This is a genomic window from Candidatus Ichthyocystis hellenicum (assembly GCF_001460935.1).
Lineage (GTDB): Bacteria > Pseudomonadota > Gammaproteobacteria > Burkholderiales > 2013Ark19i > Ichthyocystis > Ichthyocystis hellenicum.
The window spans coordinates 1602981-1617921 of sequence record NZ_LN906597.1 but is presented as its reverse complement, the minus strand read 5'-3'; the positions used below and the strand labels follow the sequence as shown (position 1 = coordinate 1617921).

Below are 14941 nucleotides of genomic sequence, written 5' to 3'. Positions count from 1 at the left end.
TGTTTACAAAATAGATTAATGTGCCCATAATGGCGTGGAGCTCTCAGAGATTGCTTTCAAAAAGATGGCGTCTTTATTCACTAGTAGAGTTTCATAATTGTCATGGCAGAGTTGATGTTTTTGCGAAGAGTTGCGTATTTTTTCGGTCCATGGTGTCACTCTGATTTCGGGAGGAAGTTTGTCAATAAATCTTGTATACAATAGCCCTCGGTTTTCTATCGTGGAGTATCCCAAGCACGAAGCTTACGAAATCCTGAATAAGGACGTAGGATTGATTGGGTTCATAACGGGCAGTGTTGCCGTACGCTTCAGGAAGGAGCTGGAGGAGGCTTTTGACTCCCAGCATGCATTAGAAAATTCCGAAGAACTTTTGGAAAATCTGTTGCTTTCGTTTGACGTCTTCATGAGCTTGCCTGCAGTTGTTCATTGACGTACCATTATTTTGCTGATAAGCGAACCTTGATAAGGTTTTTGGTGCTTTTCTGTATTGCTAAGATCGTTCTGGTTTTGTGAAAATAATTCTGCTTTTGTGGTAACTTTCCATGATGTGTGAGGGTTCCAACTGTCTATTCTCCTCTTGTCTGTAATTTACACACTTGTTGATGCTGTAATATGGTTGGTGGTTGGTATTTCCATATAGATGCTATGGGGAAGTGATGACGTCTACGGCTGGAAAATTCATCATTATGATACTTTGTTTTTCCGTTCAGTCAGGTGTTATTTATGCCTCTGGTCGTGGTGCGCCTTACTTCGACGATGGTTCCTGTGTTGTCAGAAGTGTTATTCCGCGAGAAGGTACTATCAAAGTTCCAATGAACTCGGATATATCTATAGTTTATACATCTAACAGACTACATGCATGCATGGATGTTACCGTGCATTATGGCGAAGACAGAATAGTTCCTCTTCGCCTTTTATTACATGATGAGTATAGGTCTATAAGCGGTGATGGTTTTTACGGAGATATTACAGTTCGTACACTAAGGAATTTTACTCCCAACACCAAACACACCATATTTTTTGGTGGTCGCAAAATATCATCTTTTACTACCTCAGAAAGTGATATATATAATCGAGGCCGCATCATATCCATTCTACCATTAAATATATTTATTCCTCACCTGAGCCGTACTAATCATTTAAGCAGAGAGCAAGTTAGTACTGCTCCCACTAAAATTTCTTTTGGTCTTCATGAGTCAGAGTTGCCTACTGATGCAAAAGCTTGGAAAGCATTTGTTAATATAGGAAACACTATAGGAGAGGGCATAATAAGTAAAATTCATAATCTATCTCGTGGAAATTTTAGTGGTTCCGCACTTAATTTAGTGATGTCTCTTTATTTTCCTCATGTTCTTTACCCAGCATCGCTATATGGTGTCTCTTTTTACTATGTCATCTATAGCACAATTGATCCATACGGTTCTCCTACACACCTAAGTGCAATTGTTATAATACCAGAAGGTAAAAATATTGATTACTCCAATATCCCAATTTTTTCTTATCAGCATGCCACAGTTTTAAATGGGTCCGCACAGACAGATACTAATACCTTCGAAACTATTGTGGGTGCACTAATATCTTCTCGTGGATATGTTGTAGTTTCTTCAGATGGATTCGGATTTGGATTGACTAAAAATGAAACAGAACCGTACTTAATGCAGATAATAGAATCTCAAGAGTATTATGATTTAATTACGGCTATTCGTGGTTACTTCAGGAATCGCTATCATGTAGAACTAAGAGCAGGTGATTCTTTGATGGGTATTTCACAGGGTGCCCATACCAGCATGGCCATGGCTAGATATATGTTAGCCATAGATCCTGGATCGGTTAAATATGTATATGTCGCTGATGGTCCCTATAACTTAGAAAAGATGTTTTTTTCCTACGCAAGTATGGTTATCGGTAATGACTCAAAGAAAGATAGATACCTCCATTATATCCGTTCTAATAAATTCTTTCTTCCCGTTTTTATGCGTAAGTATCTTAGGTCAATAGCTGCATATAATGACATGTCTGCTGATGCTTTTGATTATGGATTCTACGATATTATAGGGTTACCGAAAAGGTCATTTGTAAAAGAAATTTTTGAAGGAAAGTACAGAAATATTTACACCGGGATGTCTGTTGACACTATTACTAATAAGCTTTTGTCTTTGCGGGAAATTGCACCTAAATCATCAGTTGAATTTCATTTATACCATGAGAAATCTGATCCTATAGTTTCTTATCAAAACACTGTAGATTTGTTACATGAATTGAAAAATAAAGGGTTTTTATCAGTTTATGAAGGGGATTGTCGTAAGAATGTATTATTTTCTAAAGTTGTTGTATCTTTGGTTAAATCTAAGGATCACCCTGAATGGATGCATATCTCCTGTGTGCCTTGGTTGATAGAGGATATTATGAAAGATATCCCTCCTAATTAATTATTACTATAAATAATTCTAGCTATCATATTCATGCTCGCTAGATGATGAAGTTATTTTTCCGGCATAGGTTTTCTTTTCCCTAGATCGTACTTTGTCTCGGTGTATTCTGGATTTTTTGGATTCTTTTTTCCTTCTTTGTGTACTGATTTCATCAATTGCAAATTGTGGAAGTTGCATTCTTGATATACTATATTGTTTACTTAATAATTCAATGTTTCCTATACCAATTGTTATAAATGTAATTCCGGTACCTATTTCTTCTTTGGTAATGCGCAGTATTTTATTTTCATCAATCTCGATACCATTATCAACTAAAATTTTTGAAGAGCAAATTATTCCTGGTTTGGAAAATGATAAGTGCTGTTGATCACGTGACAAGATACGAGACATCATTTCAACTGATCTTATGATGCTAGACAATTCTTTTTCTGTGCGAGCATATAATAACATCGGTATTCCGTTGCATTCATGGGAATACAAATTTCTACTATTAGCAAAATCTAGCAAGAGAGTGTTATGCAATTCTTTATTTTTTATTATAATTTCTTCTAAATTTAATTGATGAGATTCTTCCGCAGGTATTTCTCCTGATCCAGTGCCTTCTTTTTTAGCTATTTTAGTAGCTTTGATTTTTCTTTTTACTACAGGATCTAATTTTGAGGATTTATCTTCTTTTGGGACTCCGTCAACACAAGACATATCATTAAATGGTTGATCAGCACTGATGGATTCTGTATCTGATAATTTTTCTTCTACTTCTTGGTGCAGAGCGGTAACTTTAGCTGCCGGCTCTTCTTTTGTTTTTGATAATTTTTCTCTCTCCTCTTGTTGTAGTTTTTCAAGGGCAGCTGCCAACCTTGCTTCCGATTCTATTTTTGCTTTTGATAGTACTTTTTCCTCTTCCTCTTGTGCCTTAGTAATGGCAGCAGCCAATCTGGCTTTAAATTCTTGTTCTACTACTGATAATTCATCTTTCTCTTTTTGTTTTGCTTCGGCAATGTTATTGGCTAGTTTTATTCTGGATTCTTCCTCCGCTTTTGATACTTTTTCTGCTAACTCTTGTTTTATTTTATCAATGGCAGTATCTAATTTTTTTGAATATTCCTCACTTACTTTTGACAGTATTTCTTTCTCTTTTTGCTGCGATTCAGTAATAGCATTAGTTACTCTTGTTTCATAGTCTTCTTCTATTTTCAATAAAGTTTCCTCTTCTTCCCGTTGTGCTTTATTGAGGGCAATTGTTAATTTTGATGCAGACTCTTCTTCTGCCATTAATAATTCATATTTTTCTTTCTGTTTTATTTTATCAATCTTATCATTTAATCTTAATTTAGATTCTTTTTCATTTTTTAATACTTTTTCTTCATATTCTTGATTTATATTATCAATTATAGCCGATAATTTATTCTCGGATTCTTCTCTTACTTTTGATAGTTTTTCTTTTTCTGCTTGTTGTAATTTAATAATGGCAGTATTTATTCTTGCTTTTGATTCCTGTTGTAATTTTGATAATTCTTCTTCCTCTTTATTTTTTAATTCAGTAAGATAATTGGCTACTTTTTCTTTATATTCTTTCTCTAGTTTTGATAGTAATTCCGCTTCTTCTTGTTTTGCTTTATTAATGGCATCTGCTACGCTTGATTCAGATTCTTTTTCAGCTCTTAGTATTTCTTCTCCTGATTCTTGATTTATTTTAGAAATAGCAGCAGCTAATTTTGTTTCAGATTCTTCTCTTGCTTTTGATATCATTTCTTCTTCTAGTCGTTGTGCTTTAACAATGGCAGCATTTACTCTTGCTTCATATTCTTGTTGTGATTTTGATAATTCTTCTTCCTCTTTTATTTGTAATTCAGTAATATATGCTGATGTTCTTTCTTTATATTCTTTCTCTAGTTTCGATAGCGATTCTGCTTCTTCTTGTCTTGTCTTATTAATGGCAGCAACTAATTTTTCTTCAGATTCTTTTTTAGCTCTTAGTATTTCTTCTCCTGATTCTTGATTTATTTTAGAAATAGTAGCAGCTAATTTTGTTTCAGATTCTTCTCTTGCTTTTGATATCATTTCTTCTTCTAGTTGTTGTGATTTAATAATGGCAGCATTTACTCTTGTTTCATATTCCTGTTGTAATTTTGATAATTCTTCTTCCTCTTTGCTTTGTAATTTGGTAATAGTGCTATTTATTCTTTCCCTTGATTTTTCTTCTATTTTTGATATAGTTTCTTCTTCTTCTTGTTTTGCTTTATTAATTGCAGTAGCTAATTTTGTCTCAGATTCTTCTTTTATTTTTGATATAGCTACTTCCCCTTCTTGTTTTGCCTTATTAATGGCATCAACTATCTTTAATTCATATTCTTTTTCTATTTTTAGTAGAATTTCTTTTTCTTCCTGTTGTGATTTACTAATAGCATCGGTCAATTTTACTGCAGATTCTTCTCTTACTCTTAATAAAGTTTCCGTTTCTTCCCTTTGGGCCTTATCGATAGCGGTATTTAATCTTGCTTCTGATTCTACTTTAACTTTTGATATCCATTCTTCCTCTTCTTGTTTCGATTTATTAATGGCAGTAGTTATTCTTTTTTTAGATTCTTCTTTTGTTTTTGATAGTTTGATTTCCTCTTCTAGCAGTACCTCGGAAATAGCAGTGTTTAATTTTTCTTCCATCTCTTTTTTAGATTTTAACGCCTTTTCTGAGTTAATTTTGTACTCATTATCAAGACAAACACACATATCAGTGTATTCTTTTTCGCATAGCAATTTTTTATCCTCTAAATCTGTACTCTTACGTAACCTAAAAAGATCTATTTCTTTTTGATATTCAAGCTGCAATTTATTCTTAATTTTTTCTAATTCAGATTTATTTTCCTCTTTGATAGACTCAATAGCTATCGATATTATTGCCTCTTCTTTTAATTTGGCTTCTTCTATTTTTTGTTTTAATTTTTCTTCTTGGATATTAACTAAATTGTCTATATCTTTTTGATGGATTTCTTTAATAAGAGAAATTTCTTTAGCCAAATTTTCTTTGTGCTCAGCTGCTATAGTTGCTATGGTTGATTCAAATTTTATTTTTTCATCATCTTTGAATTTTTCTACCTCTAGGTTTAACCTATCTTTTTCTTCCGCAAATAATTTTTCTTTTTCTTTTTCCATTTTTGAATCATAATTTGACAATTCTGCTTTTAATTCAATCAATTTTGATGATTTATATTCATCAATTTCTTTTTTAGTTTCTAATTTTATTTCATTTATAGAATTAACTAGTCGTTCTCTCTCATTTTTCTCAAAATCTGATATTTTTTTATTGGTATTATGTGTTACCTGAGCAATCCTATTTTCTAGATCTTCTTGTGTAGATAATTCTGCTAAAGATAGTTCTTTTTTTAGTTTTAATTCAAATTCTTGTTTTATTCGATCTTGATCGGATTCAAATTTAATTTTTAATTCTTCTTCAAACTTAGTAATATCTTTACTCGTCTTATCTTCAAGATTAGATTTTACTTTAGCAAGTTCTTCTTCGTAGTGTCTTTCTAGTTGAAAAATTTTGCTATCTTTTTCTAGTCCCATGCTTTTGTTTAGGGAGTCAATTTCTTTTTGTAATTCTTCTTCTTTTTTGTTTTTAAGGGCGATTGTAATTTTTGATATTTCTTTTTCATTGGCTAATTTAAGTTCTTCTAATTTTGATGAAATTTCATTTCTTAGAGCACTGCGTAGTTCAGTAATATCTTTCTTCTCTTTATCCTTAAAGTTTTCTCTAATTTTTTCTAATTTATGTATTTTCTCTTTTTCCATTTTTGATTCAAGTGCTGATATTTTTTCTACTAAATCTAATTTTAATTTACTTTCTCGTTCCTTAAGGGTTTTATCATGCTCTTCTTGTATCAGCTTTGTATTTTTAATTTCTTGTTCTTTTAATTTTTCTTCCACTAGTTTCACATCATTATAAATTGAGTCCTCAATCTGTTTTATCGCAATAACTCTTTCTTCTTCTAATTCCGCTTTTCTTGCATTTATTGCAAGTAAGCATTTTTCTTCCATTTCAACTATCTTTTTATCTCTGGATTTCATTGTTTTTAATGATGATTCATTAAATTCTAGTAATTTTTCTTCTTCTATCTCCTGTATTTTTTTATTTAATTCTTCTTCTAATTTTTTAGATTCAGTGCTTAGTCGTTTAGACTTTAATTTTTGTTTTTCTAATCTTTTTATGATAATTTCTTTTAGTTCTTTTTCTTTAAATAAAGCTTTTCTAAATCTACTAGCGGCTTTTTTGATAGTTTTTTTTGTTGATATGTCTTTTTTTTCTACCATACTGGCTATTGATTCCAAACTTTCATCAATTGAAGTGCTACTTTGAATATCATTAATTTCTTGTGTTAATTGTTCTGAAGAAGAGAGGTGTTTTTCTATAAATTTCAGTAAGCTGTTTGCAGAGCTTAATTGTGGGGAGGGAGGCTTATTAAATAGACAATCATCATCTATGTAACAATCGTTTCCAAGAGAAAAGTCAGATACTTCTAATCCTATTAATGACTGTAGGCGAGAAAAATCTGAATCTACTTGTGCGCTTGCCCCTTCTAATGCAAAGTTTTCATGTTCATTACTTTCTTCTGCGTCTTTCGGTATTTCACCAACACTTTTGTTATGATCAGTGCTGTCACCAAGATCCATCATCTACCTCTGGGACCAATTTTAGTTGATAGATGATATGAAAAATTCTTATGGCATGATATAGGTTTATTACCTGTTAAAACTAGTACTTAGATGACAATCATGATATGTTCACAGACGGTATAACCAGCTCTAATAAACTTCACACAGGTACGTATCGAAGTTGTGGCTGCATTCGGGACAATTTAGACACTAATGGTAAACGTGTTACCCTCGACTTCTATCATCTTCAATATCGTCAACTTCGTCTTCGCTATCATCAGAAGCTTCTGCTAAATTACCGGGCCTGTAGTTGCCTCTTTCTTGAGCAATTAGTCGCAATAGACTTTCTAGATCAGTCCTAGCGCTACTAGTTTTGTTGTCATTATTTGAGCTTCTGCTTCCAGTAAATCCCATGCTTGTGCTGGGGAAGGGTATATGCTCATCTTCAGGAATTGGGTTGTTGTCGCCGGTGTTACTACCCATGCCCAAATTGCCAGCTTGAGGTAATGGAATACCAGAAGGGGTATATTCTAGTAACCGGCATATGATAGGGGGATCAGTTCTTACACCTGACAATAAACGTATTGTTCTTACTCCTTCTCCTATTTCTATTCCAGAATCGATCATAATGGAACGCGAGCAAATGACAAAATTACCTCTCATTTCTTCAGGTGAAAGAGAGCTCATTGCAGATATACTTTTTAGTATTGACGCCAACTCGACCGGATCACGAGCAAAAATTTTCACACTTACATTTGCAGATATGGGATGAGTGTATAGGTGATCAGGATTGAGCAAAAGTGAATATAACTCCCGATTTTGAACTGTATTTCTTGTTTCTGAGGAGGAGGCATCTTGTGTTAGGAGAGAGATATCAGATCCTTCTCCGTTTGGTCCCCCTCTAGATGCTTGCTGCATGCCATCAGATTCAACTGCTGATTGCTCAAGGTCTACGGACATCGTACTGCTACTAGAATCTAGTTCAATTTCTACAGATGAATCTGCAGCTGGCATTATAGATGAGCTCATAGACACCTCTACACCATGTGGTAATGATAACAGCACCATGATATAGATATTATTTACTTTCAGATATTACAAATTTGTTATTTTTAATGATACTTTTATGTCAGCACACTGCATAGCGCATAATCTTCCGCGTGGTTTGTTCTTACAGACGTACTGGTTAATTCTTCGCTGATTATTGTTGATTAATTTTACTGTACCTCTACTGCATCTAATTTTCGTTGTCTCTAGTTATTTTCATCTTTTTTTCTGTCTTTATTCTCTAATTCTTTTATTGCCGCCATGCGAGCTGCTGATAATTTATCACTTTCGGCTCCTCTAGCAGCTATTTTGGCCATTAATTCACTATGAAGATCTTGAGGCTGATTTTCTAGAGGTGGCAATGTGTTAATGCCGCCGCTTGGGCTTTTCTTGCTTTCTATATCCGCTATTGCTGCCAATCTTTTATCTCTGTTTTGGTTGGCTGCTGCTGCTGCTAATTTAGCAGCAGCAGCAGCTTTTTCTGCAGGAGATGAATCAGCAGCAGCATTAGCATTATTTGGCATAGCCCTAGGGCCTGGACGCCCTTGTCCCATAGGAGGAGGTGGTGGCGGAGGAGGAGGTGGTGGTGGTATATCAACTCTGTTATTGTTACCTGCTGGTTCAGGATCAGGAGGTTGCATTCCTACCGAATTAGTATTACCGCCATTTCCTGGACCAGATTTGTTTGATCTCCCAGTCTTGCGGGCCATAGTTGCTAAAATAGTTGTTGTTGGTCTTGTATTAATGTCATGGATAGTAGACAGTAGTGATGACGATGATCTCATAGCATCTGTTGCTGCTTCTCCTGGAGCAAGGTCTGGTGCATGTATGACTATGCGTATTCCGTCTGTTCCTGTAACTTCGTTTCGTCCAGGGTTGGTGCGTATTCCTAGCGATGATAGCGTTGAACTTGGGAAGATTACAAACTCAGGATCACTAGCATAAGAACTAGCATATTCATCCAATATGTTTTTGCCATCTGGTGTTTCGTTTAATCTTGCTAGAGTATTCATTATCAAACGTATTTCTCTTTCATTTCCCCCTGCTACTGGGAATCCGAATCCAGAATCTACAATTATGGCATTGTCGAGCCATAAGTTAAGTCTACAAGTGCCACCATCACTACCTGGACCACTTGCTGCTGATGTAGCTGGAGAGGATGGCGGTGATGCATATCCTGGTGGTACATTGACTGTGACGCTAACGCCACCAAGATCAACGTTTTGGTTTTGGTTTCCTACTCTAATGTCTCCTGTTGTTGCCGTATTTGTTATGCCGCTGGAAGCATTTGGGTTTACAGATGAATTGCTACTACTGTTATCGTTACCGATACTGCTTGTAGTTGTCGAGCTGTCAGCATTTGGTGAGGCAGTAGGAATTTTGTCGGGGGTGGGGGTATTCATCTGATTATCGAGTGTAGATGATTGAGCTGATTCTGGAAGATATGGGGTAGCTACTCCTCTCCTACCGGTGGCTACGTCTTCTGCATGTGCAGTCATTTCTTCTCTACTGCCAGGTACTCTTTCTACTTTGGCAGCTATTCCTCCTCTGGTGGTAGCGATTCCTCCTCTATTTCCAGTTACTTCTTCTACATTTGCAGTCATTTCTTCTCTACTGCCAGGTACTCTTTCTACTTTGGCAGCTATTCCTCCTCTGGTGGCAGTTATTCCCCCTACACTTCCAGTTACTCCTTCTGCATGTGCAGTCATTTCTTCTCTACTGCCAGGTACTCTTTCTACTTTGGCAGCTATTCCTCCTCCTCTGTTGGCAGCTGTTCCATCATTTATTTGATTATTAGCCCTACTTTCAGCCCTACTTTCTATATCACGAACCATTGCAGAAACTTTTGTTCTTGTTACAGGCTCCCTTGTACTAACTTCACCAGCAGATTTATTAGATCTATTTTCTATATCACGAACCATTGCAGAAACTTTTGTTCTTGTTACAGGCTCCCTTGTACTAACCTCATAGGCAGATTTACTAGATCTATTTTCTATATCACGAACCATTGCAGAAACTTTTGTTCCTGTTGGTGACCTAAGTGCTCTTGGGGCTGTTTCTTCATCACTTAAGATCAAAACTTTGGTGGCTTTTACTTTTAAGAATACGCCTTCATTACTACTGCTGTTGCTGGCTCTAGGGGAACTTGTTGTGCTCGACTCTTCCAGATTTCTATTTCCAATTCGACCGTTATTGCCATTATCGGTGATATTTTGATTGGTGGCTTGTAAATTGGCTCCAGACAGATTATCCATTCTTCTTCTCTTTTTATTTTTATCGTCAGATTATTTTTGTGCCAACTAATTATGCATATTTTACGCTAGATCTCTAACTTTTTCTACATTTACGTATTCTTCAACTGAATTTGAAAATAATTCACGTCTATTTTTTTTGCTATTTTCATGATAGTCATGACTTGGTGATGTACAAAGTCTCTTCCTATTTAGTGGTGAACTTACTGACGATGAGTTAATACATGATGATGAATATGATTCTTCCATAGGTATTTGAAGTGAAACTTCAAACGGTAGTATACTGATACTATTCCTTATGCAATTTTCTAACGATTTTGCTAGATTGTAAATAAATACAGACGTTACATAGTTAGATGCTTCACTGTTTTGTGCTACCAATTGATCACCATTTATTACTATTTTGAGATATGGTTTTGATATCTCCTCTTTGGCTCTTCTCTCCAAATCTTTTACTTCTTCGCTTCCAGTACAAGTAACAATAACATTTCTTATAAATGAATTACTTAATAATCCTTTTTTTTCTAGTTCTTTTTTTATTAGTGAATGTTTTCTAATTAAAACTGCAGATACTATTTGGGGTAACTCTTCAATTATTGATTGCAATTTATCAGACATCATTTTATTGATATGTACATGTCCAAATTTTACAAAAAAACGTTTAAGGGGGTTAATTTTTTCTTCAGAGATTATTTTTTCAGCAATTTTTGCATAGCACATTAGCATGAATATCAATATTTTTGCTTGTTCAAACTCTAATATTTTTAACTCATATTCAGATAATCCCGTAAAATCTAATTTTGAGGTAATGGATGAGAGAAATTTTAATGATGTTGTGCTAATATTTTTTCTAAAGATATCAATTGACTTGTTTTCTACAGCATGTGATAGCAAACACTGTTTTGTTCCAGAAATTAAATTGTTATTTTCAGCATCACTGATGGTTTTTATTAATGTGCATCTAAAGTTTTCTGCTTCTGAAAGAACCATGGTTCTTAGCTCAATTGTGTAGTTTTCACTAAGAGTCAACTTTATAATATTGCACGATCTGATAAATTTTATGAAACCTTCGTTCGAGCAATCTACGTTACTTATTGATTTTTTCTCATGTAGTTCTATTGAGCTATCTTTATCTTGTGAAATTGATAATAAAAATGATAAACCATCTTCAGTATCATTAACAATTTTAAGTAACTCATCGGCAACACATAGTGGTGTTGTTTGTAACATTAATCCGTCTAGAAGAGATGCTTTTGATTGTGGGGTATGTGAAGGCTTGTAATCTTTTTCTTCAAGAAAATATATTAATTTTTCTATATATGATTCAGGTGGTTGTTTCCACTCCGGAAGCTTTTGCGAAATATTTTTATCTTTAGTGGGTATAGGTATCGATAGGGATAGAGATTCGCCTTGTTGGTTTCCCGGACAAGAATTATGTGTAGCCAGTGCTCCAGAAATATCTGACACTTCATAAAGTGACAGCACACTCTGATTACTGCTACCAGATGACCCCATTTTTACGATATCTTCACTACTTGATAACGAGTTGCTAAACGTGGTTGAAGTGTACACTTTTGTAATTGACCAGTATGAGTTTAGTTTGTAGAAATATATTATCTGAGATCTGAGATTTGTCGAAATTTATTAATAAAATATTACCGGCTATGATACCGGAAATTATTTAAGTAGTAACGTTAACTTTTTCCTTTACTACTAGCGAAATAGTAATTTTTGATATGCTATGTCCTTGATGAGATCAATATTTTTAGTTATGGCAATCCCATAATGGCAAATGGGATACGTTAGCTCAACAACAATTTAAGCATTTTTCCTAAGAAAGCAACTCCCTTAGTACGTATGGAAGTATCCCACCGTGCTTGTAGTAATCAACTTCAACAGATGTGTCTATTCTTGATAAAGCCTCAAATGTTAGGGTTGAGTTATCCGGTCTTGTTACTCTAACCTTTATTTTTTCCTGAGGATTTATATCATTTTCAAGTCCTAGTATCTCAAAGGTATCATCTGCTGTTAATTTTAGACTATCAACAGACTCCCCGGCTATAAACTGGAGAGGAAGTACACCCATGCCTATCAGGTTAGATCTATGAATGCGCTCATAGCTTTTAGCTATTACTGCGCGTACACCAAGCAACAGTGTTCCTTTAGCTGCCCAATCTCTGGAAGATCCAGTTCCATACTCCTCACCAGCTAAAACTATTGTTGCAATACCTTGATTTTGGTAGTACTTAGCTGCTTCAAAGATTGTAGTTTGGTTGCCATTCAGTAATGTATATCCACCTTCTACACGGGAGCCATCTTCTCTTGGTGGAATGATTAAATTTTTTATGCGTACATTTGCGAATGTTCCTCGTATCATTACGTCATGATGACCTCTACGGGATCCATAGCTATTGAAATCTTTTTGAGAAACTCCGTGGGATTGAAGCCACTCTCCTGCAGGAGAAGATGGCTCAAATGATCCAGCTGGAGATACATGATCTGTTGTTACTGAATCTCCTAAAATTAGAAGAGGTTTTGCTCCCTTAACCTGTTTTTGTTTAGGTAAAGTCATCGAAAAATCTTGAAAAAATGGCGGATTCGCAATATACGTTGATTGAGGCCAATCGTAAACCAAGCCCTCGGATGCTGTAATTCCTTCCCACAATGAGTTATTTTTTCCGACAAATCCATATGTGTCTCTATATATGCTGGGATTTGTCGCGTAGCGCATGACTTCATTTATTTCAGCCGTAGTTGGCCAGATATCTCGTAGGTAGACTTTCTCTCCACTAGGAGACACCGCAATTGGGTCATTATCTACGTCTATTAGTACTGTTCCTGCTAGTGCGAAAGCTACCACTAAAGGAGGTGAGGCTAAGAAATTAGCTCTTATATTGGGATGTATGCGTGCTTCAAAATTACGATTTCCTGATAGAACTGAACAGGCAATCAAATTATGCTCAGAAATTGCTTTGTTATATTCGGGATCAATATCTCCAGAGTTTCCAATACACGTAGTGCAGCCGAATGCTACTACATTAAATCCTAATTTATCCAGGTAAGTTTGCAATCCAGATTGCTTCAGATACTCTGCTACAACCCTGGATCCTGGGGCAAGAGAAGTTTTAACGTGAGGAGATGTTGTTAATCCCTTTTCAACCGCTTTTTTAGCTAGTAGTCCAGCCGCTAATAGCACGTGAGGGTTTGAGGTATTCGTGCAAGATGTTATTGCAGCTATTAAGACATCACCATGTTTTAACGAAATTCCATTTTTGTCAGTTGAATAATTTTTACCAACAACTTCATGCGGCTTATTGAACCCGTCTTTTTCTGTGGGACTTGTTACGATCTCTGTGAATTTGCGCTTGATATCGTATAACTCTATTCTGTCTTGAGGTCGTTTGGGGCCTGCCAATGATGGGACTATTGTGTTAAGGTCTAACTCCAAAACCCTGGTATAATCGATGTCTCCTAGGCGCGGCATACCGAAGATGCCTTGTGCTGTAAAGTACTCTCTTAAGAGCGATTGTGATTCTTCGTTGCGTCCGGTCTGAGCCATATATTCTATTGATCTACTGTCCACAGGAAAAAATCCCATTGTTGCCCCGTACTCCGGAGCCATATTGGCTATCGTGGCGCGATCAGCTAGTGACAGATTTTCTGCTCCTTCGCCGAAGAACTCTATAAATTTTCCTACCACTTTTTCTTTACGTAACATTTGTGTTACTGTCAGCACCAGGTCAGTTGCAGTTACGCCTTCTCTTAATTTTCCTATGATGTTAACGCCAATAACGTCTGGTGTTAGTATGTATATGGGTTGACCCAACATCCCAGCTTCAGCTTCTATTCCTCCTACACCCCAACCGACTACTCCAAGAGCATTAATCATTGTTGTGTGGGAGTCTGTTCCCACTAATGTATCGGGGAAAATAATGCCATTTTTCTCGCGAGTGCCTTTGAATAGGTGTTCTAGGTTGACTTGGTGAATTATGCCATTTCCGGGAGGAACCACACGGAATGTTTTGAAAGCCTGCATACCCCATTTTATGAACTGATATCGTTCTTTATTTCTTTCAAATTCTTTCTCCATGTTTAGTTGTAGAGCATCTGGACGGGCAGAGTAGTCAATCATGATTGAGTGGTCAACTACCATATCAACTGGAACTACGGGTTCAATCGTTTTGGGGTCGCTTCCTAGAGACTCTGCTACAGTTCTCATTCCAGCCAAATCAACCAATAACGGAATCCCAGACAAATCCTGAAGCACTACTCTGGCAACGCAAAAAGGAACTTCTTCTGTTCGCTCTTCTCGCGGTAACCACCTAGCTAGTTTAGATACATGTTCGGTTGTAACCTTTTTGCTGTCATGGTTTCTTATGGCAGATTCTAAAATAATCCTTATTGATATGGGTAGACGAGAAATTTTGTCAAACCCTGATTTTTCCAGAGCTTGGAGTGAGTAATATTGAAAAGTTTTATCGCCAACAGAAAGAGTTTCTAACAAGTGAGAAAAATGATGTGACATAAGTACCTTCTGTTCCTCATATCGAAAGTGCTACA

8 protein-coding genes are annotated in these 14941 nt (G+C 35.7%); 3 read left to right on the top strand and 5 right to left on the bottom strand.

Annotation, left to right across the window (positions count from 1 at the left end):
- Window positions 1-29: 29 nt before the first annotated feature.
- The 3 genes from Arg41_RS08460 (at window position 30) to Arg41_RS06240 (ending at window position 2429) form a co-directional block, all read left to right on the top strand.
- Window positions 30-164: a hypothetical protein gene (locus Arg41_RS08460; RefSeq protein ID WP_278183675.1), complete on the top strand. Its 135-nt coding sequence runs from the start codon at window positions 30-32 to the stop codon at window positions 162-164.
- A 56-nt stretch (window positions 165-220) separates the two neighbouring features.
- A complete protein-coding gene (locus tag Arg41_RS08540; RefSeq protein WP_420885865.1) occupies window positions 221-430 on the top strand; it encodes a DUF3567 family protein in 210 nt (69 codons plus the stop codon).
- Window positions 431-656: 226 nt separating this feature from the next.
- Complete coding sequence (locus Arg41_RS06240; RefSeq protein ID WP_092343301.1) at window positions 657-2429, top strand: alpha/beta hydrolase family protein; 1773 nt, start codon at window positions 657-659, stop codon at window positions 2427-2429.
- A gap of 18 nt (window positions 2430-2447) precedes the next feature.
- Here Arg41_RS06240 and Arg41_RS06235 read toward each other — a convergent pair whose 3' ends face one another.
- The 5 genes from Arg41_RS06235 to acnA all read right to left on the bottom strand — a co-directional run bounded on the left by Arg41_RS06235 (window position 2448) and on the right by acnA (window position 14906).
- Window positions 2448-7103 (bottom strand): hypothetical protein, encoded by a 4656-nt coding sequence (locus Arg41_RS06235; protein ID WP_172792676.1) that lies wholly within the window; start codon window positions 7101-7103, stop codon window positions 2448-2450.
- A gap of 204 nt (window positions 7104-7307) precedes the next feature.
- On the bottom strand, window positions 7308-8111 hold the full coding sequence (locus Arg41_RS06230) for a hypothetical protein (RefSeq protein ID WP_092490599.1): 804 nt from the start codon (window positions 8109-8111) through the stop codon (window positions 7308-7310).
- A gap of 224 nt (window positions 8112-8335) precedes the next feature.
- Window positions 8336-10384 carry a hypothetical protein gene (locus Arg41_RS06225; RefSeq protein ID WP_092490598.1) on the bottom strand — a complete coding sequence of 683 codons (2049 nt, stop codon included), beginning with the start codon at window positions 10382-10384 and terminating at the stop codon, window positions 8336-8338.
- A gap of 60 nt (window positions 10385-10444) precedes the next feature.
- Window positions 10445-11953 carry a hypothetical protein gene (locus tag Arg41_RS06220; RefSeq protein WP_157722304.1) on the bottom strand — a complete coding sequence of 503 codons (1509 nt, stop codon included), beginning with the start codon at window positions 11951-11953 and terminating at the stop codon, window positions 10445-10447.
- A 259-nt stretch (window positions 11954-12212) separates the two neighbouring features.
- Window positions 12213-14906 (bottom strand): aconitate hydratase AcnA, encoded by a 2694-nt coding sequence (gene acnA, locus Arg41_RS06215; protein WP_092343191.1) that lies wholly within the window; start codon window positions 14904-14906, stop codon window positions 12213-12215.
- Window positions 14907-14941 lie beyond the last annotated feature (35 nt).